Genomic DNA, 19,020 nt, shown 5'->3' with positions numbered 1-19,020 from the left:
CGTCGGCGCCGTCGGTGGTCCGACCCGACCGTCGTCGCGGCGTATTCCCGTCCTGGCCCGGTTGACGCCGGGAGGACACCACCCGCACCCACCGGGACGTCGCCGGGTCGGGCCTGCACGTACCAAAGGAGAGACTTCGTGACCAGGATCGCTGTCGTGGGGATGGCGTGCCAGTATCCGGACGCCGCATCGCCCAGAGAGCTGTGGGAGAACGCCGTGGCAGGACGCCGGGCGTTCCGCCGACTCCCGAACGAGCGGATGAAGCTGGACGACTACTGGGACCCGGATGGCAAGGACCCCGACCGCTTCTACTCGCGCAACGCGGCGGTGATCGAGGGATACGAGTTCGACCGGCTCTCCTTCAAGGTAGCTGGCAGCACCTACCGATCCACCGACCTGACCCACTGGCTGGCGTTGGACGTCGCCGCACGGGCCCTGGCCGACGCGGGATTCCCGATGGCCGAGGGTCTGCCCCGGGAACGTACCGGAGTGGTGGTGGGCAACACCCTCACCGGCGAGTTCTCCAGGGCCAACCAGCTTCGGCTGCGCTGGCCGTACGTGCGGCGCACCGTCGCGGCCGCACTGCGCGAACAGGGCTGGGACGACGACCGGCTCGGCGGGTTCCTCGCCACGCTGGAGTCCTCCTACAAGAGCCCATTCCCGCAGGTCGATGAGGATACCCTCGCCGGCGGTCTGTCCAACACGATCGCCGGACGCATCTGCAACCACTTCGACCTCAAGGGTGGCGGGTACACCGTGGACGGCGCTTGCTCGTCGTCGTTGTTGTCCGTCGCCACCGCCTGTAAGTCGCTGGTCGACCGCGAGATCGACGTCGCGGTGGCCGGTGGGGTCGACCTTTCGATCGACCCATTCGAGATCATCGGCTTCGCCCGGACCGGCGCCCTGGCCCGGTCAGAGATGCGCCTGTACGACCGTGGCTCGAACGGCTTCTGGCCGGGTGAAGGCTGCGGGATGGTCGTGTTGATGCGGGAGCCGGAGGCCCGCGAGGCCGGACACCGCATCTACGCCTCGCTCGCCGGCTGGGGAATCTCCTCCGACGGTAAGGGCGGCATCACCCGACCTGAGGTCAGCGGATACCAACTTGCGCTGCGCCGGGCGTACGAGCGCGCCGGCTTCGGTATCGAGACTGTCGGGCTGTTCGAGGGGCACGGCACCGGGACCGCCGTCGGCGACGCCACCGAACTCAGGGCGCTGTCCGAGGCGCGCCGGGCGGCCGACCCCACCGCCCCGCCGGCAGCGATCAGCTCGATCAAGGGCATGATCGGTCACACCAAAGCCGCCGCTGGAGTGGCCGGTCTGATGAAGGCCGTACTCGCGGTGCACCACGAGGTGCTGCCACCGACGATCGGTTGTGTCGACCCGCACGAGCTGTTCAGCGCCGACGGGGCGGCACTGCGCCCACTACGCCGGGCCGAGCCGTGGCCCGCCGGGCAGCCGGTACGCGCCGGGGTGACCGCGATGGGCTTCGGTGGCATCAACACCCACATGGTGGTGGTTAACGACACGCCGCAGCGTGCGCCGCGCTGGGATGCCCGTGCCCGCGCCCTCGTGTCGTCCGGGCAGGATGTCGAGCTCCTGCTGCTCGACGGCGCCACCGCCCAGGAGTTGCGCGACGGCGTCGACCGGCTGGTCGACTTCGTGCCGGCGCTGTCCTACGCCCAGCTCGGTGACCTGGCCGCCACGCTGCACCGGGAACTGCGGGACCTGCCCTATCGCGCGGGTGTCGTCGTCCGCTCACCGGAGGACGCCGAGCGGCAGTTGACCCGCGTCCGCGACGCGCTGGATGCCGGCGAGGTGCAGCTGCTCAGCGGTGACGGACGGTGTTTCCTCGGCCACGTCACCGGACCGGGCCGCATCGGCTTCCTCTTCCCCGGCCAGGGTTCCGGTCGGGGGACCTCCGGTGGCGCGCTACGCCGTCGGTTTCCCGAGGTGGAGGAGGTGTACCTCGGCGCGGCGTTGCCCCGCACCGGTGACATGGTTGCGACCGAGGTGGCCCAGCCGCGCATCGTCACCGGCTCACTCGCGGGGCTGCGGGCACTGTCGATGCTCGGCCTGCGGGCGGTGGTCGCGGTCGGACACAGTCTGGGCGAGATCACCGCCCTGCACTGGGCAGGCGGCATGGACCAGGAGTCGTTGCTGCGGATCGCCGCCCTGCGGGGGCGAACGATGGGCCAGCACAGCTCGTCCGGCACGATGGCCAACATCGGTGCGGCACCAGAAACCGTCCGGACGCTCACCGCAGACCTGCCGGTGGTGATCGCCGGCTACAACAGCCCCGCGCACACGGTGGTAGCCGGTGCGGCGGACGCGGTCCGCGAGGCCTGCCAGCGCGCCGCGGACGCCGGACTGAGGGCCACCGAGCTGGCCGTCTCGCACGCCTTCCACTCGCCGTTGGTGGCGCCGGCCGCGGGTGCCTTCCGGGAAGCCATGTCGACCGAGCGTTTCGCCCCGCTCGTCGGACGTGTGTGGTCGACGGTGACCGGTGAAGCGCTGCCGGCCGAGCTGGACGTCGTCGCCCTGCTGCACCGGCAGATCACCGACCCCGTGCTGTTCGCCCCGGCCGTGGCCCTGGCCGCCAAGGAGGTCGACCTCTTCGTCGAAGTCGGCCCTGGTCGGGTCCTCGCCGGACTGGCCGCCGCGTCGACCGACGTGCCCTCGGTGGCGCTCAACACCGACGACGAGTCGCTGACGGGGCTGCTGCGGGTGGTCGCGGCGGCGTACGTGGTAGGTGCCGCCCGGGTTGACCCGACCTTGTTCGACGGCCGGCTGACCCGACCGTTGCGGGTGGGGCAGCCGTTCAGCTTCTTCTCCAGCCCCTGCGAAAGCGCGCCGGCACTGCGCCTGGCCGCGGGGGCGGTGCCATCGCAGGCTCTTCCCCCGCTGACGCCCATCGAGGCCGCCGCCGGGACGGAGCATGACGGCGCGGCGCAGGAGAGCAGCCTGCAGCTGCTGCGTCGGCTGGCGGCCGAGCGCTCCGAGTTGCCGTTGGACATGGTGCACGCCGACAGTCACCTACTGGACGACCTGCACATGAGCTCGATCACGGTGGGGCAGCTGGTCAACCAGGCAGCCCAGCACTTGCGGATTCCTCCGGCCAATACCCCGACGAACTTCGCCACCGCGTCGGTCGGTCAGCTGGCAGAAGCACTGGAGCAGCTCGTCGGGACCGGTCGGCTGGAGGACGCCAACCAGGTACCCGCCGTCCGAGGGGTCGCCGAGTGGGCCCGGGCGTGGCGGGTGGATCTCGATGAGGTGTCCTGCCCGCCGCGAGTTGAGCCGGAGACGAACGGCAGCTGGCAGGTGTACGCCGACGGGAGTCACCCACTGGCCGCACCGCTGCGCGACGCACTGAGCCAGAGCAACGTCGGGGCCGGCATCCTGGTCTGCCTGCCGGAGCAGTGCCAGGAGGAGCATCTGGCGTCGGCGCTGTCCGCGGCACGGGCCGCGCTGGGCGCACCCGCCGGCACCCGGTTCGTGCTGGTGCAGTCCGGCCGCGGTGCGGCGGCACTGACCAGGACGCTCCGTTTGGAGGCGCCGCACCTGCGCATCACCATCGTGCACGTGCCACCGACCCCTGCGGCGGTGCAGCAGGTGGTCGCCGAGGTGTCGGCCACCGTCGACTTCACCGAGGTGCACTACGACCAGGCTGGGCAGCGCCGGGTCCCTACCCTTCGAGCCATGCCGGTGCGGGCCGCGTCGACCACGACGCCGCTCGGCTCCGGCGATGTGCTGCTCGTGACCGGTGGCGGTAAGGGCATCACCGCCGAGTGCGCACTCACCATGGCGCGCGACAGCGGGGCCGCGCTGGCCGTGCTCGGGCGCGCCGACCCGGCAGGCGACGAGGAACTGGCCGCGAACCTGGCGCGGATGGCCGACGCCGGTGTGCGAGTGCGATATGCGCGAGCCGACGTCACGGACCCGACGCAGGTACGCGCGGCGGTGGACGACGTCCAACGCCACCTCGGGCCGATCACGGCGGTGCTGCACGGCGCTGGGCGCAACGAGCCGGCGGCGTTGGCGAACCTCACCCCGGAGGCGTTTCGCCGTACCCTTGCGCCGAAGATCGACGGGCTGCGGGCGGTGCTCGACGCGGTTGAGCCCGACCGGCTGCGCCTTCTGGTCACCTTCGGCAGCATCATCGGCCGCGCCGGTCTACGCGGCGAGGCGCACTACGCCACCGCCAACGACTGGCTGGCCGAGGAGACCGAGGCGTTCGGCCGCCAGCACACCCAATGCCGGACCCTCTGCCTGGAGTGGTCGGTCTGGTCGGGCGTGGGCATGGGGGAGCGGCTGTCGGTCGTGGAGGCCCTCGCCCGCGAAGGCGTCACGTCGATCACCCCTGACCAGGGTGTGGCGCTGCTGCGTCGCCTGCTGGCCGACGCCGACGCCCCACCGGTGGTGGTGGTTACCGGCCGCACCGAGGGCATCGACACCATCCGGCGAGACGAACCGGAGCTGCCGCTGCTGCGGTTCGTGGAGCGGCCACTGTTGCGTTACCACGGGGTCGAGCTGGTCACCGAGGTCACCCTGGACCCGGTCACCGACCTGTACCTCGCCGACCACCGGCTGGACGGCAACCTGCTCTTCCCCGCGGTGTTTGGGATGGAGGCGATGGCCCAGGTGGCGATGGGGGTCACGGGGCGCGATGAGGCGCCCGTGATCGAGGACGCAGAGTTCCTGCGACCGATCGTGGTCCCGCCCGACGGCAACACCGCCGTCCGCATCGCAGCTCTGGTCGTTGCCGACGACCAGGTCGACGTGGTCATCTCCAGCGCAGAGACGGCGTTCGCCGCTGCACACTTCCGGGCCCGCCTGCGCTACGACACCGCGGGCACACCTGATGGTCCACCCGAGCAGACCGAGGAAGGGCTGCCCGTGGTGCCGGTGGATCCAGCCACTGACCTGTACGCGGGGTTGCTGTTCCAGGGCCGACGCTTCCAGCGGCTACGCCAATACCACCGGATCGCAGCGAGGAATGTCGACGTCGAGGTGGCCGCCGTGCCCACGACGGCCTGGTTCGCCGCCTATCTACCGGACCGGCTGGTGCTCGGCGACCCCGGGGTGCGCGACGCGCTGATGCACGGCAATCAGGTGTGCGTACCCGACGCCACGCTCCTACCGGCCGGCATCGAACGGCTGGACCCGGCTGGGGGGCGGCTCTCCGGCGACCAGCTTCTACGCTTCTGCGCCACCGAACGTTTCCGCGACGGCGACACCTACGTCTACGACATCGCGCTGCGCACAGACCAGGGCGAGATCGTGGAGCGTTGGAAGGGTCTGCGGCTTCGCGCCGTACGCCGCACCGACGGCCGGGGACCATGGGTGGCATCGCTGCTCGGCCCCTACCTCGAGCGGGCTCTGGACGACTTCGGCGACGGAGTGCCGGTGGCGGTGGCGGTCGAACCCGACCACGAGGTGGCCGCCGCTCCGACGGACAACGCGGGAGGGCACGTTCGCCAGCGCCGCGCCCGGACCGCCCTCGCGCTCAGCCGGGCCCTGGGACGGGGCGTCCAGGTCGGCTACCGCCCCGACGGGCGGCCTGAGCTGGTGGGTGAGGCGGAGATCTCGGCCGCACATGGTGTCGGGCTCACCCTCGCGGTCGTGGGTGCGGCCGGGTGCGATCTGGAGGAGGTTGTCGCCCGGGATGGGGCGGTGTGGCAGGACCTGCTGGGTTCGCACACCGAGTTGGCCCGGCTGGTCGCACGTGACGGCAGGGAGTCGTTCGACACTGCCGCCACCCGGGTCTGGACGGCGCTGGAATGCCTGCAGAAGGCGGGCCACACCGTCCGGGCGCCATTGACGGTGCAACCGGCCGAGCGCGCCGGCTGGGCGGTGTTCGCCTCCGGGGAGCTGCGGATCGCGACGCTGGTCACGACCGTACGGGACCGGCCTGAGCCGGTGGTGTTCGCCATCGCGATGAAGGGACGTGGTTAGGCAGATGGACAAGTACTACGAGTACCTGCACGTCGTCAGCTTCGAGGAGACCAACCTCGTGGGCAACGTGTACTACGTCAACTACCTCCGGTGGCAGGGCCGGTGTCGGGAGATGTTCCTGATGGAGCGGGCTCCGGACGTACTGGCCGAAGTACGGCGGGATCTCAAGCTGTTCACACTGCGGGTTGACTGCGAGTTCTTCGCTGAGATCACCGCGTTCGACCGGCTCTCCATCAGGATGCGGCTCGCCGAGTTGGCGCAGACCCAGTTGGAGTTCAGCTTCGACTACGTCCGTCTCGACGGTGACGACGGTGAGACGCTCGTCGCGCGTGGTCGGCAGCGGGTCGCCTGCATGCGCGGGCCGAACACCCGCACCGTCCCGGTGCGGGTGCCGGACGGGCTGGCCCGCGCGCTGCAGCCCTACGCGTCCGCACTCCATGTCTGACGGCGGCACACGGATGGATACGCAGCACACACCGTCGCCGGTGACGATGGACAGCAGGACCCTGCGGCGGGCCTTCGGGACGTTCGCCACAGGTGTCACGGTGCTGACCGTCGGTGGGGTCACCCCGCACGGCATGACCGCCAACTCCTTCACCGCGGTCTCCCTCGATCCGCCGCTGGTGCTGGTTTGCGTCGACCGGGAGGCGGTGATGCACGCCTGCCTCACCCGAGCCGACGACTTCGCCATCTCGGTGCTCGCCGCTGAACAGGAGCAGGTCGCTCGGTACTTCGCCGACCGCAGCCGGCCGATGGGCGGCGCCCAGTTCGACGCGGTCGACTGGGCTCCGGGACGACTCACCGGTGCGCCACTGATCGAGGGGGCCATGGCCCACTTCGAGTGTCGGATCAGCCGTACCTACGACGGCGGCGACCACACCATCTTCCTGGGTCAACTGCTGTCGCTTGACCAACCCTCCGACGGTGAGGCGCTGTTGTTCCTGTCGGGGCGGTTCCGGCGGGCCGAGCGGGAACGGAGTGATGTGTCATGACGACCGTCTCGGAGCCGCGGCGGAACCTGCCGGGGCCCGCGCGAAGCGCCGGCCTGTCGCTGCTGATGGCGATGGGGCGGGACCGACTCGGCATGATGGCCTCGGCGGCGTCGGGCTACGGGGATGCTGTCCGCCTACCGGTCGGGCCGAAGAATCTCTACTTCTTCAACCATCCGGAGCATGCCAAGCACGTGCTGGCCGACAACAATGCCAACTACCGCAAGGGCATTGGCCTGGTGCACGCCAAGCGGGCGCTCGGCGACGGACTGCTGACCAGCGAAGGTGAGCTGTGGCGCAAGCAGCGCAAGGTGATCCAACCAGCCTTCCACAGCCGCCGTCTCGGTCATTACGCCGGCATCGTCAGTGACGAGGCCGCCGGACTGGTCCAGCGGTTGCGCGCCCGGGCCGGCGGCGGACCCGTCGACGTACTGCAGGAGCTGACCGGTCTGACCCTCGGAGTGCTGGGGCGGACCCTGCTCGACGCCGATCTGGCCGGTTTTGCGGGGGTGGACGAGTCGTTCGCCGCCGTGCAGGACCAAGCCATGTTCGAGTTGGTCACCCTGAGTGGGGTGCCTGCGTGGGTTCCGCTGCCGCGGCAGATGCGGTTTCGGAGGGCCCGCCAGCATCTGCAGGGTGTCGTCGACCAGCTGGTCGCGCAGCGTATCGCCACCGCCCAGGGGCGCGATGACGTGCTGTCCCGACTGATCCTCTCCACCGGTGAGGAGACCGATCGCCGGGTGGGGCGGCAACGGCTGCGCGACGAACTGGTTACCCTCCTGCTCGCCGGGCACGAGACCACCGCGAGCACGCTCGGGTGGAGCCTCTATCTGGTGGACCGGCACCCGCAGGTCCAGCGGCGGCTTCGCGACGAGGCCCGGGAGGTGCTAGGCGACCGGCCGCCGATCTTCGAGGACCTGCACCGGCTGCGTTACACCGCCATGGTGATTGAGGAGGCGATCCGCCTCTATCCTCCGGTGTGGATACTGCCTCGCCGGGCCACCGACGACGACGAGATCGGCGGGTACCACGTGCCGGCGGGGGCAGACGTCCTCATTTGCCCGTACACCCTGCACCGGCATCCTCAGTTCTGGGAGGAGCCGGACCGTTTCGACCCTGAACGGTTCGATCCGGAGCGGGCCGGCGGACGGCCCCGCTACGCCTACATTCCGTTCGGCGCGGGCCCTCGGTTCTGTGTCGGCAGCAACCTCGGAATGATGGAGGCGACGATCGTGCTCGCCACCCTGATCCGAGACCTGGACCTGATGACCGTTCCGGGCCGCCGGGTGGTTCCCGAGCCGATGTTGTCCCTGCGGGTGCGCGGTGGGCTGCCGATGACGGTGCACACCGCGAACTGACGTCCCGACCCCGATCATCGCTGTGGAGATGGACCGGCCGACGTCGACGACGACGTCTGGCCGGTCCGATCAGGTAACCGACTTTCGAGGAGGAGAACAATGACCCTGCCCTTTGACAGCACCACGAGGCTCGCACGTCGGGAGCATGCGAAGCCGGTGCCGGCCGGGCGGATCATCGCGGGCAGCGTCGCGGGGGGCTTCCTACTGGCCCTACTCTGGTCCTACGAGTTCGTGGACTCGGTGATCGGCGACACCGTCGCCAACGGCCTGCTCGGGCACGACGCCAAGCAGGACGCTCTGGTTGGCACCGCCGCCGGGCTGGTTTTTGCGTTCGTCTCAGGGCTCGCAGGCACGTTCACCGCGTGCAACATCGCCATGGCCGCCGCGGTGGGCCCGATGAGCCAGCTCGGTACGAGCGGCGTCGGGCGCACCGGGCGGGCACTGCGTGAGTTGCTACGGCCCGTGGCGCTGCTGACGGCGGGCATGGTGGCGGTATCCGCGGTCTACGGTTTCGTCGGGGTGCTGCTCGGTGACCGGCTGCCCCAGCTTTCCACGGCGACCGTGGGGCAGGTGCCGGTACGCCTGGTCCAGGCTTCGGTGGTGTTCGGTCTCATCGGGCTGGCGCTGGTGTACCTGGGCCTGGCGGCGATCGGGGTGCTGCCGGACGTCTTCCGTGACCGTCCCGCCGCTAGGGTGGTGACCTTGGGTGCCCTGGTCGGCGGTTTCCTCATCGGCCGGCCGTTTCCCTTGTTCAACAAGTTGTTCCACTGGGCGGTCGAGACGGGCAACCCGTTGTACGGGGCGATGTCGTTCGTGCTTCAGTCGTTGGGCAACGTCGCGATCATGGTGGCGCTCTTCGTGCTCGTGGTGGTGGTTACCCGGGGCGCTCTTCTGCGCTGGTTGGCGGCCAGTCCACGCCGTGCCGCGATCGTCAGCGGCGCGCTGCTGCTCGGCCTGGGGGCGTTTACGGTCATCTACTGGGACATCCGGGTGCCCGCCATGTTCGGGGTCGGTTGGTTCCCGACGATGCCGTACAACAACTGACGGTGGTGGTCAGGCGGCGGCAGCGTCTTGGTGACGGATGCGCTCCAGCGCGGCCTTGCGACCGTCGAGTAGAGCCAGCAGCACCGGTGGGTCCAGCTTCGAGGCCGGCCTGAGCTGGACGTTCGTGCTCACCGTGGCCCGGCTGTGCACGGTGAGCGGGCCGACGGTGGCGACCGCGAGTCCCTGCTGGTGTACGGCCAATGGCGTGCCGACGACCGAGTGTGCAAGCACGTACCAGGTGCCGTCGGGCACGCCGTCGAATCGGAACGAGCCAGACTGCTCGAGAACGGCGCATCGGACCGGCGGACCCTCCGGTATCCGATGGGGAAACAGTCCTATGAAGACGAGGTCGGCGGCGACGGACGGCGATGCGTGGACCTTTCCGACGACGGTGTTCCGGGCGGCGGTGGGGTTCTGCGCCTCGATGTGTCTGACGAAGCCGCCGAGCCGACGGTAGTTGGTCGGCGACAGCCCGACGCTCCGGGTGAAGCGGGTGCTGAAAGTCCCAACGCTGTTGTATCCCACGCGCAGGCTGATGTCCGCGACGTTAAGCCGCGTCGTGATCAACAGCCGCTTGGCCTCCTGCAGCCGGATCGCGGACAGGAATCGGCCGGGCGAAACCCCGGTGATGCGCTGGAAGATTCGAGTGAAGTGGAACTTACTGAATATCGCCGCCCGAGCCATATCGTCGACTGTTAATTGCTCGGATAAATTCTGGCGCATCGTGTCAATAACGCGTTCGACTGCCTTTTCGGCACTATTCTGCACGAATATCACCCAACTTCGAGTAGTCGGAGGAGATGTACCACGCATGACGTACCCTAGTGCTCTATTTACGCTAGCCCATGTCTGCTCCGTCGGGTGGGTCGATGCCGCCTGATGCTAATCACGGCTCGGTGGACAGTCAATGTGCGGCTAGATGGCAGGTTACCCCGCCGGTGAGCTGCCCAGTTATCGATAATTGCGGAGAAGCGACACTTACTAGTATCCATCTTGAATCCACTCCGGCTCGCCGTCGTGGGGTGTGGTTGGATCGGAGGTCTCTACGATCTCTGGTGTTACTGGGCGCACCCACTGCGCTCCGTAGTTGCTGATCTGGTATGTCCTGCAATGTGGTCAAGCTGGCCGGCATTAATCACGGACAGTGGTGCCTGCGAGAGCATGGTCGAAGATCGATGCCTGTGTCAAAATGAGGCCGTCGTTTGCCAGCCGAGGGGAGTGCAGTGCGCATTTCGGAGCTCAGTCGGCGAAGCGGGGCATCCGTTCCTACGATCAAGTTCTATCTACGTGAGGGCCTACTTCCGCCGGGCACGCCGACGGCCCGCAACCAGGCCGATTACGATGAGCGCCACTTGCGCCGGATTCGTCTGATCCGCACCTTCACCGGCCTCGCAGGGCTGGACCTGTCCTCGGTCCGAGAGCTGCTCGTCGCGGTCGACGACGAGCGGGTTCCCATGGCTGATCTTTACGAGGTGCTCAACCGCATCATCGCCCCCGCCGATCCGCAGCCATCCGCCCCGCCAGGGATCGAGCAGGCCAACGCCCAGGCCGAGGTAGACGGCTTCCTGAAAGGCCTCGGCTGGCAGCACAACCCCGGCTCGACCGGACCGGCAGCCCTCGCACGGGTCCTCGCAGCCCTGCGCGGTCTCGGCTGCGACGCCGACATCGACTTCTTCGCACCGTTCGCCGCCGCCGCGGCACTGCTGGCCAGAGTGGAGCTTGACCTGCTACCGCCCGAGGTGCTGAAGCAGGAGCGCGGCGCCGCGGTGGTCCGCAGCGTGCTGTTCGACGCGGTGTTCGCCGCCCTGCGCCGGATGGCGCACGAGCACCAAGTGCTAACCGGCCTGTCCGACAGCTCCCCGCGCCGCTGATCGGTATCGCGCGGCACGACCACGGCTCCGAGCCGACTCCCGGTCGCCTGTTCAGGTGACGTTCCGCGCCGATCGACACGTCTCACGTCCGGCCTCATCACCCCTGCGCGTATCCGCGTGACGGTGGCGTGGCCGACAACCCTGTCTGCCGCCGGGCGCCCTTGATGTAGCAACTTTCGAGAAGACTTCACCGTCGACCAGCGGTCAGGATATGCGTGTCGGTTGCACCGAATGCACCCGAAGCCAGGTCACCCAGACCCGTGGTCACATCCGGTAACGATCACGGGCGGTGAGACCTGTCGTTCGACGACCGGGCAGTTCCGGACGATAGACGCTCGACGAAGTTGGCCACCGTCGATTCGTCGCCTTCGGATGTCTGGCGCGAACACCCGCTGGCGACGGCGTCAGCGGCCAGTGCGTCAGCCCGCCGCAATCGATCGTCGAACCCTGTCGATCGGAGCTGCCGGCTGACGAAACGACCGCGATCCGACCCGGATGCGGCGCATCTCTTGGGAGGGGACACGTTGTCACCGCAACCCGTCGGTGGGATCCGCCGATTGCTTCCCGCCATCTTCGTGCTGACCATCATCGCCAGCCTCTTCGTCGTTGCCCGGCTGCCATCGGCCTCGGCGTCCGAGCGAACCGCGCTGGCCTCGCGGTTCAGCTTCACCGAACTGCCCATCGCGCTGCCCCCGGGCCTTCCGACGCGCACCCTCCGGGAGGTCAATCCGGCCTACTACAACATCCGATCCTGGATCTCCGCCGTCGGCGCCGCCGTCGCCCTCAACGACCTGGACCAGGACGGGTTGCCCAACGATCTGTGCCTTGTCGACACCCGCAGCGATACCGCCATCGTTACCCCAGCGCCCGGCGAGCCGGCCCGGTACAACCCGTTCGTGCTGAATCCGGCGCCCCTGCCCACCAGCACTTCGATGGCACCGATGGGTTGCGTGCCTGGCGACTTCAACGGTGACAGCCTGACCGACGTGATGATCTACTACTGGGGTCGGACGCCAGTCCTGTTCCTGCACCGCTCGACGGCTGCCGGACCGCTGTCCCCGGCATCGTTCCAGCCGACCGAACTGATCCCGACCCAGGCTGCCGCCGACGGCTCTTACCAGGGCAAGCTCTGGAACACCAACGCGGTCGCCGTGGCCGACTTCGACGGCGACGGGCATCCCGACCTCGGCATCTTCAACTACTTCCCGGACAGTGAGGTCCTCAACCCGCAGGCACAGCCCAACGTCGAGATGAACCACTCACTCTCCCGGGCCGAGAACGCCGGCGGCGCGCACGTCATGCGTTGGACCGCCGCCACCAGTGGCGACTCACCGTCGGTGACCTACACCGAACAGCGCGCCATCAGCCCTCAGTTGGCGACGGGCTGGACGCTGGGAGCGGGCTCGGCCGACCTCGACGGTGACCTGCTGCCCGAGCTGTATCTCGCCAACGACTTCGGCAAGGACCGCTTCTTCCACAACGTCTCCCGACCGGGGCAGATCCGGTTTGAGATCGCCGAGGGCAGCCGGGGTCCGTTGACACCCAAGTCGCTGGTGGTCGGGCACGACTCCTTCAAGGGCATGGCGATCGAGTTCGGTGACCTCGGGGGCACCGGCAGGTTCGACATGTTCGTCAGCAACATCACCACATCCTGGGGGCTGGAGGAGAGCAACTTCGTCTGGCGCAACACCGCCGCCAGCCACGCTGAAGCCCGCAGCCGTCTCGCCGACGGCGACGCGATCTTCGACAACAAGGCGTCCAAACTCAACATGGCCTGGACCGGCTGGGGCTGGGACGCGAAGATGGCCGACTTCGACAACAGCGGCAAGCTCTCCGTAGTGCAAGCCGCAGGATTCATCAAGGGCGACGTGAACCGATGGGCCTGGCTTCAGGAACTCGCCATGTCCAATGACCTGATGCTTCGTGAACCCCACATGTGGCCCAACGCGCACCCGGGAGACGACATCTCCGGATCCGAGCCGTTCGCCTTCTGGGTCAGAGAATCCAACGGCCGGTACGCCAACATCAGTGCCGAACTCGGCATGACCAACGACACCCCGTCCCGGGGAGTGGCAGTCGCTGACACCGACGGCAACGGCGGGCAGGATTTCGCGGTCGCCCGCCAATGGGGGCCACCGGTGTTCTACCGCAACGAGCGAGCCGGCCGCGACAACTTCCTCGGACTGCGTCTGCACCGACCGGCCACCGGAGACAGCGCGGCCGGCGACACTGCCGGGACGCCCGCGTACGGTGCCCAGGTCCGCATCCGCACCGCAGACGGGCGTACCCAGGTAGCCCAGGTCGACGGGGGCAGCGGGCACTCTGGCAAGCGCAGCTTCGAAGTCTTCTTCGGGCTGGGCGACGCTGGTTCCGCACCGGTCACCGCTGAGATCACCTGGCGGGATGTCGACGGCCAGCAACACAGCCAACGTCTCGATCTGAAGGCCGGCTGGCACAGCTTCAACCTCACCACGCAGGCCCAGGAGGTGGACCCGCGATGACCGATGTCCGCAACGCCGCATCCCCCGTTACCGCCCCCGCGGCAACCGGGACTTCCCCGGCGTCCATCACGCAGCGCACCGATTCCGCCCCCACCGGAGACCGTCGCGGTGCGAGTGCAGAGGCCCGACCCGGTCCGCAACGGCTCGACCGCCGCGACCCGCGGTACCTGGCTCTACGCAACTTCGCCATCTCGATGAGCGTTTTCAACATCCTCGGGTACACCGTGCTCGGGTTCGAGCAACCCTGGACCTGGCCGCTGTTCGCCCTGGCGATCGGCTACGCCACGGAGTTCCTCGTGGAGATGGTCACCGCCTGGTCGCAGGGGCGCGCGCCATCCTTCCGTGGCAACGGCGGGTGGGGCGTGTTGGCCTTCCTGCTGCCGACCCACATCACCGCGTTGGCCGCGAACATGCTGCTGTACGCAAACGACAACTTCTGGCCCATCGCCTTCGCCGTCGTGGTGGCCATCGGGCAGAAGGCGATCCTGCAGGCGCCCATCCAGGGCCGGATGCGGCACTTCATGAACCCGTCGAACTTCGGCATCACCGTGACCCTGCTGGCGTTCTCCTGGGTCAACATCGCTCCGCCCTACCAGTTCACCGAGAATGTGCCCGATTACGTCCGACTCCTGGTACCCCTGGTCATCATCACCGCTGGCACGGTGCTGAACGCGATGCTGACGAAGAAGGTCCTGCTCATCGTCGGATGGGTCGGCGGCTTCGTCATCCAGGCGTTGATCCGGCATTGGATCTGGGACGTCTCGCTCTGGGGCGCGTTGGTGCCGATGACCGGGGTGGCGTTCGTTCTCTTCACCAACTACATGATCACCGATCCGGGTACGACGCCGTCGACAGGCCGGAACCAGTTCATGTTCGGTGCCAGCGTGGCCATGGTGTACGGCGTTCTGGTGCTCTTCAACGTGGTGTACACGCTGTTCTTCGCCGTCACCCTGGTCTGCCTCGCCCGAGGCATGATGTGGTGGGCGAAGGACCTGCGGGCGCGGCGGTCCGGTGCGGGCAAGAGGCTGGCACCAGCAACAGCCTGACCACACACCGGGCGGTTCTTGTCGCTCGAGGGAACCAACGGCGCTTCCCGGCGTGGTCGACGGCCCCTGACTCCGGTCAGGGGCCGTCGGTCCGGCCGGTTCGACCCGCACCGAAGGCATGGCCGCCGTGCCGTCCACGCCCAGAATTCGGCCCCACCGACTGACACTCGAGCGCCTCAGATCAGTTGTGTCTCGGACGTTTGTCCATCCGCCGACCGCCACTTTTGCGCACAATAACCCGACAAGCAATCTAGGCGCATGCCTCGCCGTCGACGCAGATCGGTATTGTGGCCACCGCGGACGGATGCCAACAACGAAACTGCGGCAGCGACGAATCCGATCCAGGTCGCTACTGGACAGTGAGGTCGAGCGCAGACCTACTATTCACTCCAACTCCGCGATCCGTTCGTGAAGTCCGCGCCGCCGTCGCGTAGGTCGCCAAACGGAACCGCAAACGGAGTGGCAGTAGCCCGAATCGGCCGCTCGACGCACCGTAATCCATACACACATCCTCGCGTGACGAGCGCAGGGGGAAGGCGGCTACGCAGCGCAACCCACTCGTGATTGGTCAATTCGCCTCACGCCACGACAGGTCTAACGAGCCACCTTCACGGTCCGCGAGACAGAACCTGATCGGCCATATCCGCGTGACTGTTCCCCGTCACGTGATCCCGCTGGAAGCTTGGCGAACTCGCACCAGAGCCGCATCGCGAGCCAGCCGCCATGACGATCATCGGCATCTTCCGCCGACAATTACGCCGTCTCGGCGAAGCGAATCCCGAGGGCGAAGGGCGCGCAGACCATCGGTAGCCGAACCGTCCTCCGGCCGAGCTGGTGGAGAGCGTTGCGTTGGTGCGGTCACCTGACAACGGCGGCTGCGGCGATGTCGTCACCGGTGGAATTCAGTCGGCCAGCGCGGCCGAGACCTCCGCCGGGCGGCTCTGCCACTTGCGAAGCCCGTCAACGACCGAGCCGGCGTGCGACGGTGAACAACCAGCGCCGGACGCCCTCGGGTCGGACGGCATGGAGTCGAAACCCGCCACACCCGGACCATCGTCTCCTGGACAACGTCCTCGGCGGTCTGCGCCCGGCCCGTGGTCAGACCGAGCTGTGCCGCGACCGACCGCACCAACAACATCGCCGCATGGCCGACCAACATCCAGAACGGGCGGGCGAGATCCATCGATCTCGCCCGCCCGCTACTGGTGGGCACTTGAGCACGTCGCGGTGCCCGTACCGGCTACCGCACCCTCAACTTCTGGTAGTTGGCCGCGTCGGGCCGGTAGGTCGGATTGCCGGAGTAGGCAACGTGGACCTGGTAGACCCCGGGCCGCAGGTCGACGGTCTGCAGTTCGACGACGGCCTTACCGTCGGACAGTGGCACCACCTGCACGGTGCCGCCGAAGGTGACGGTGACCTCGCCGGTCGGGGTCGGAGCGTGGTGCTTCGGCCCGCCCGCCGGCCCGACGGTCACGTTCAATCTGAACGTGCCCCCACGGACGACCGACGCCGGCGTCGCCTTCGCCTTGACCTTGACGGCGGTCGGGCCGGAGGGTACCTCGAACGACGTCGTACCCCGCGACGGCTTCAGGTAGTCGAAGCCGAGGTACTCGGCCTTGACCGTGCGGGCACCGGCGGGCAGACCCGTCGGCAGCGTGACCGTGGCCATGCCGTCGCTGAGGTGGGCGACCTTCGACCAGGAGCCGATGCTGAACCGCACCTGGCCGCCGGTCTCGAACCCGTCGGCTGCCGTGACCGTCGCGGTGGCCGTGGTCGTCTGGGCCCCTCCCGCGTACGGCTCGACAGCCACCTCGGTCGTGGTCGTGACGTCGCTGTTCGGAATCCCGCGGATGTCGTTCCACTCGCGGACGGTCAACGGGATCACGGTGCCGTGACGCGGGCGGACGACACCCGCGTTGGTCATCGTGATCGCCTTGGCGTTCCAGGTCGGGGCCTCGATGTTCTCGTGGCACGCGGCCTGGTAGCCGCCGCCGTTCGTGTACCGGTCACCCCAGAGGTAGAACTGGCCGGGGCAGGAGGTGTCCCCGGGGTTGGCCTTGAAGATGACCGGTCCCTCGTACCCCTGGTTGGCGACCCACGTGGTGCGCCCCAGAGCCGGCGCGACCATCGTCCAGTTGTTGATGTTGCTGTCCAGGAAGTCGGTGTGCTTCTCGGAGAAGATGTCCGAGCCCTGGTTGCCGGCCTCGTTCTTGGTCACCCGGTAGTACTGGTCGCCGACCTGGATCGCGGTCGTGTCGATCCGCGACAGCGGGGCCGGGTTCTGCCAGACCTGCGGGGCGGAGAACGTCCGGAAGTCCCTCGTCGTGGCGTACCACATCTGCGCGTTGCCCTGACCGGTGCGGTTCACCGGGTCGCTCCACAGCGACTGCGCCCAGAACACGACGTAGGCACCGATCTCCTCGACCCAGAGCGACTCGGGTGCGAAGGCGTTTCCCGCGTTGTCGGGCGCGACCTTCACGTGCCGTTGGGGGGTCCAGTGCACAAGGTCGTGCGACTCGAACACCTCGATGTACTGGGTGTCGTTGATGGCGTATCCGCCCTGGTCGTACCAGTTCAGGTCGGTGGCGATCATGTAGAACGTGTCGCCGTCGGGTGAGCGGACGATGTGCGGGTCCCGAAGGCCCTGGTCGCCCAGTTGGGAGATGAGTGACGGCCGGCCCCCGGTCAGGCCGGTCCAGTCCAGGGCGGTGTTCCCGTTGGACGTGGCGAACATGATCTGTTCGCCGTCGGCGATTCCCTCGCCCTTGAAGTACCCCATGAAGTACCGCTCGTACTCCTCGGACCGCGGCATCGCGGTGATGGTCACCGGGAACGACCTCGTCCGCGAGGCCGCGCCCTTGGTGATGGTCGCCGTCAGGGTGGCGGCGACATCGTCGTGGCCGAAGACCGGGCGGGTCACCTCGCCCGTCGGGCTGACGAGGTCGGTGGTCGACCTCCACGTGATCGTGGAGCCGAACGCGCCCTTGGCGGCGAGGTCGAGGTTTCCGCGTACGTCGTCGGTGGCCTGCAGGGTCAGGTCGGAGGTGTCGCGGTCGACCGCCCGGGCATCGTCGAACTCGGCCTTCACCACGACGGGGATCTCCCGTGTGGTGACCTCCTGGGCGCCTTTACGGACAGTCGCCGTGAGCGTGGCTGTCGCGTCGGGCTGCCCCTGCGCAGGCCGTTTGATCTTGCCGGTCACCGCGACCTTGCGGGCGCTGGCGACGGCCGGCGGGGTGTAGACCTCGACAACCGACGGGTCCGAACTCGTCCAGCTGATCGCCGAGCCCGCCACGGCGCCGGCCTTGGGCAGGACGACATCGCGTACGACGGCGCTGGTCAGGCCGAGGTCGATGGCCGCGGCGTCGGCGCGGACGCCGTCGGAGACGGTCCGTTCGGCCAGGGCGAGTGTCTCGTCGGAGCTGACTGCCCGGTCGTACACCCGGAAGTCCCGGATCGTTCCCCGGAACGAGTAGTGGCCCGACGTCTGCGAGCGACCGAGGAAGTTGCAGTTGGTCCCCGCCGCGTTCACCGACGGCGGCGTGGTCAGGTTCGTCGACGTCGCGTGCAGCACGCCGTCGAGGTAGACCGTGCCGGTCCAGCTCGTTCCGTTCGAGTTGAATGACTGGGTGTAGGTGACATGCGTCCACGCTCCCTCGAGCATGCGGACCCGGTTCTGTTGGATGTTCGTCGGACCCACCGCGACGCGGAACCGCTGCGTGTTCGACGCGAAGATCGATCCCTCGGCGCCGGTGTCGACGTCGCACGAGCCGGACTTGCGGCCGAAACTCCACATCTGGTGCTCGCCGACGTTCGCCGGGTCGACCCGCACGTCATAGTCGACGGTGAGGTTGGACATGCCGGCGGTGATGTCGTTCGGCAGCGCCACGTAGGCACCGTCGAGGGCGCTCTCGTACGAGCCGGGGTTGAACCTGACCCCTTCGCCGGTCAAGGTCGCCTTCCCGGGATTCACGAGCGTGGCGTTCGCCGCCGCGCCCGCGCTACCCGAGTTGACAAGCGTCGTCCCGCTGGTCTCGTCGAGGGCGAAGTGGTGCACCAGCCCCGCGTCCAACTGCTCCCCGGCAGCGTGCGAGGGCGTTGCCGTGAACGAGACCGAGAGCAGCGCACCCAGTGCCAGGACCGCGACACCTCTACCCTTCCGACTCGACCTGAGACGTGGCCTTCGCTGTCGCAGTCTCAATTGATCCTCCTTGGCCGGCGGTGGGCTCGCTCCAAAGTAAACGGCTTGTTAACGC

General features: G+C 68.3%; 11 protein-coding genes. 8 read left to right on the top strand and 3 right to left on the bottom strand.

Annotation, left to right across the window (positions count from 1 at the left end):
• Positions 1 to 138: 138 nt before the first annotated feature.
• From ACWER9_RS01550 to ACWER9_RS01530, 5 genes are all read left to right on the top strand, one after another.
• The gene (locus ACWER9_RS01550) at positions 139 to 5,955 is read left to right on the top strand and encodes a type I polyketide synthase (protein WP_452299935.1); all 5,817 of its coding nucleotides are present in this window, start codon (positions 139 to 141) and stop codon (positions 5,953 to 5,955) included.
• A gap of 4 nt (positions 5,956 to 5,959) precedes the next feature.
• The gene (locus ACWER9_RS01545) at positions 5,960 to 6,400 is read left to right on the top strand and encodes an acyl-CoA thioesterase (RefSeq protein WP_452299934.1); all 441 of its coding nucleotides are present in this window, start codon (positions 5,960 to 5,962) and stop codon (positions 6,398 to 6,400) included.
• Between the two features lie 46 nt (positions 6,401 to 6,446).
• The gene (locus ACWER9_RS01540; RefSeq protein WP_452299933.1) at positions 6,447 to 6,947 is read left to right on the top strand and encodes a flavin reductase family protein; all 501 of its coding nucleotides are present in this window, start codon (positions 6,447 to 6,449) and stop codon (positions 6,945 to 6,947) included.
• Entirely contained in the window at positions 6,944 to 8,302 is a 1,359-nt protein-coding gene (locus ACWER9_RS01535) for a cytochrome P450 (RefSeq protein ID WP_452299932.1), read from the top strand. Before ACWER9_RS01540 ends, ACWER9_RS01535 begins: the two co-directional genes overlap by 4 nt.
• Before the next feature lie 99 nt (positions 8,303 to 8,401).
• Positions 8,402 to 9,346: a hypothetical protein gene (locus ACWER9_RS01530; RefSeq protein WP_452299931.1), complete on the top strand. Its 945-nt coding sequence runs from the start codon at positions 8,402 to 8,404 to the stop codon at positions 9,344 to 9,346.
• A 9-nt stretch (positions 9,347 to 9,355) separates the two neighbouring features.
• On the opposite strand, the gene ACWER9_RS01525 is transcribed toward ACWER9_RS01530, so the two are convergent.
• Positions 9,356 to 10,114, bottom strand: a complete 759-nt coding sequence (locus ACWER9_RS01525) for a helix-turn-helix domain-containing protein (RefSeq protein ID WP_452300028.1) — start codon at positions 10,112 to 10,114, stop codon at positions 9,356 to 9,358.
• Positions 10,115 to 10,569: 455 nt separating this feature from the next.
• On the opposite strand from ACWER9_RS01525, the gene ACWER9_RS01520 reads away from it, so the two are divergent.
• The 3 genes from ACWER9_RS01520 to ACWER9_RS01510 all read left to right on the top strand — a co-directional run bounded on the left by ACWER9_RS01520 (position 10,570) and on the right by ACWER9_RS01510 (position 14,764).
• Positions 10,570 to 11,217, top strand: a complete 648-nt coding sequence (locus tag ACWER9_RS01520; protein ID WP_452299930.1) for a MerR family transcriptional regulator — start codon at positions 10,570 to 10,572, stop codon at positions 11,215 to 11,217.
• A 548-nt stretch (positions 11,218 to 11,765) separates the two neighbouring features.
• A complete protein-coding gene (locus tag ACWER9_RS01515) occupies positions 11,766 to 13,718 on the top strand; it encodes a CRTAC1 family protein (RefSeq protein ID WP_452300027.1) in 1,953 nt (650 codons plus the stop codon).
• Positions 13,715 to 14,764, top strand: a complete 1,050-nt coding sequence (locus tag ACWER9_RS01510; RefSeq protein WP_452299929.1) for an enediyne biosynthesis protein — start codon at positions 13,715 to 13,717, stop codon at positions 14,762 to 14,764. The genes ACWER9_RS01515 and ACWER9_RS01510 overlap by 4 nt, the downstream gene beginning before the upstream one ends.
• Before the next feature lie 889 nt (positions 14,765 to 15,653).
• Here the strand turns inward: ACWER9_RS01510 and ACWER9_RS01505 are convergent.
• Together ACWER9_RS01505 and ACWER9_RS01500 are read right to left on the bottom strand one after the other, a co-directional pair.
• On the bottom strand, positions 15,654 to 15,902 hold the full coding sequence (locus tag ACWER9_RS01505) for a sigma factor (RefSeq protein WP_452300026.1): 249 nt from the start codon (positions 15,900 to 15,902) through the stop codon (positions 15,654 to 15,656).
• 102 nt (positions 15,903 to 16,004) lie between these two features.
• Positions 16,005 to 18,836: an immunoglobulin-like domain-containing protein gene (locus ACWER9_RS01500; RefSeq protein ID WP_452299928.1), complete on the bottom strand. Its 2,832-nt coding sequence runs from the start codon at positions 18,834 to 18,836 to the stop codon at positions 16,005 to 16,007.
• Positions 18,837 to 19,020 lie beyond the last annotated feature (184 nt).

The organism is Micromonospora sp. NPDC003944 (genome assembly GCF_053605225.1).
Note: the sequence above shows the minus strand (reverse complement) of the source record. Positions and strands in the feature narration are given on the sequence as shown.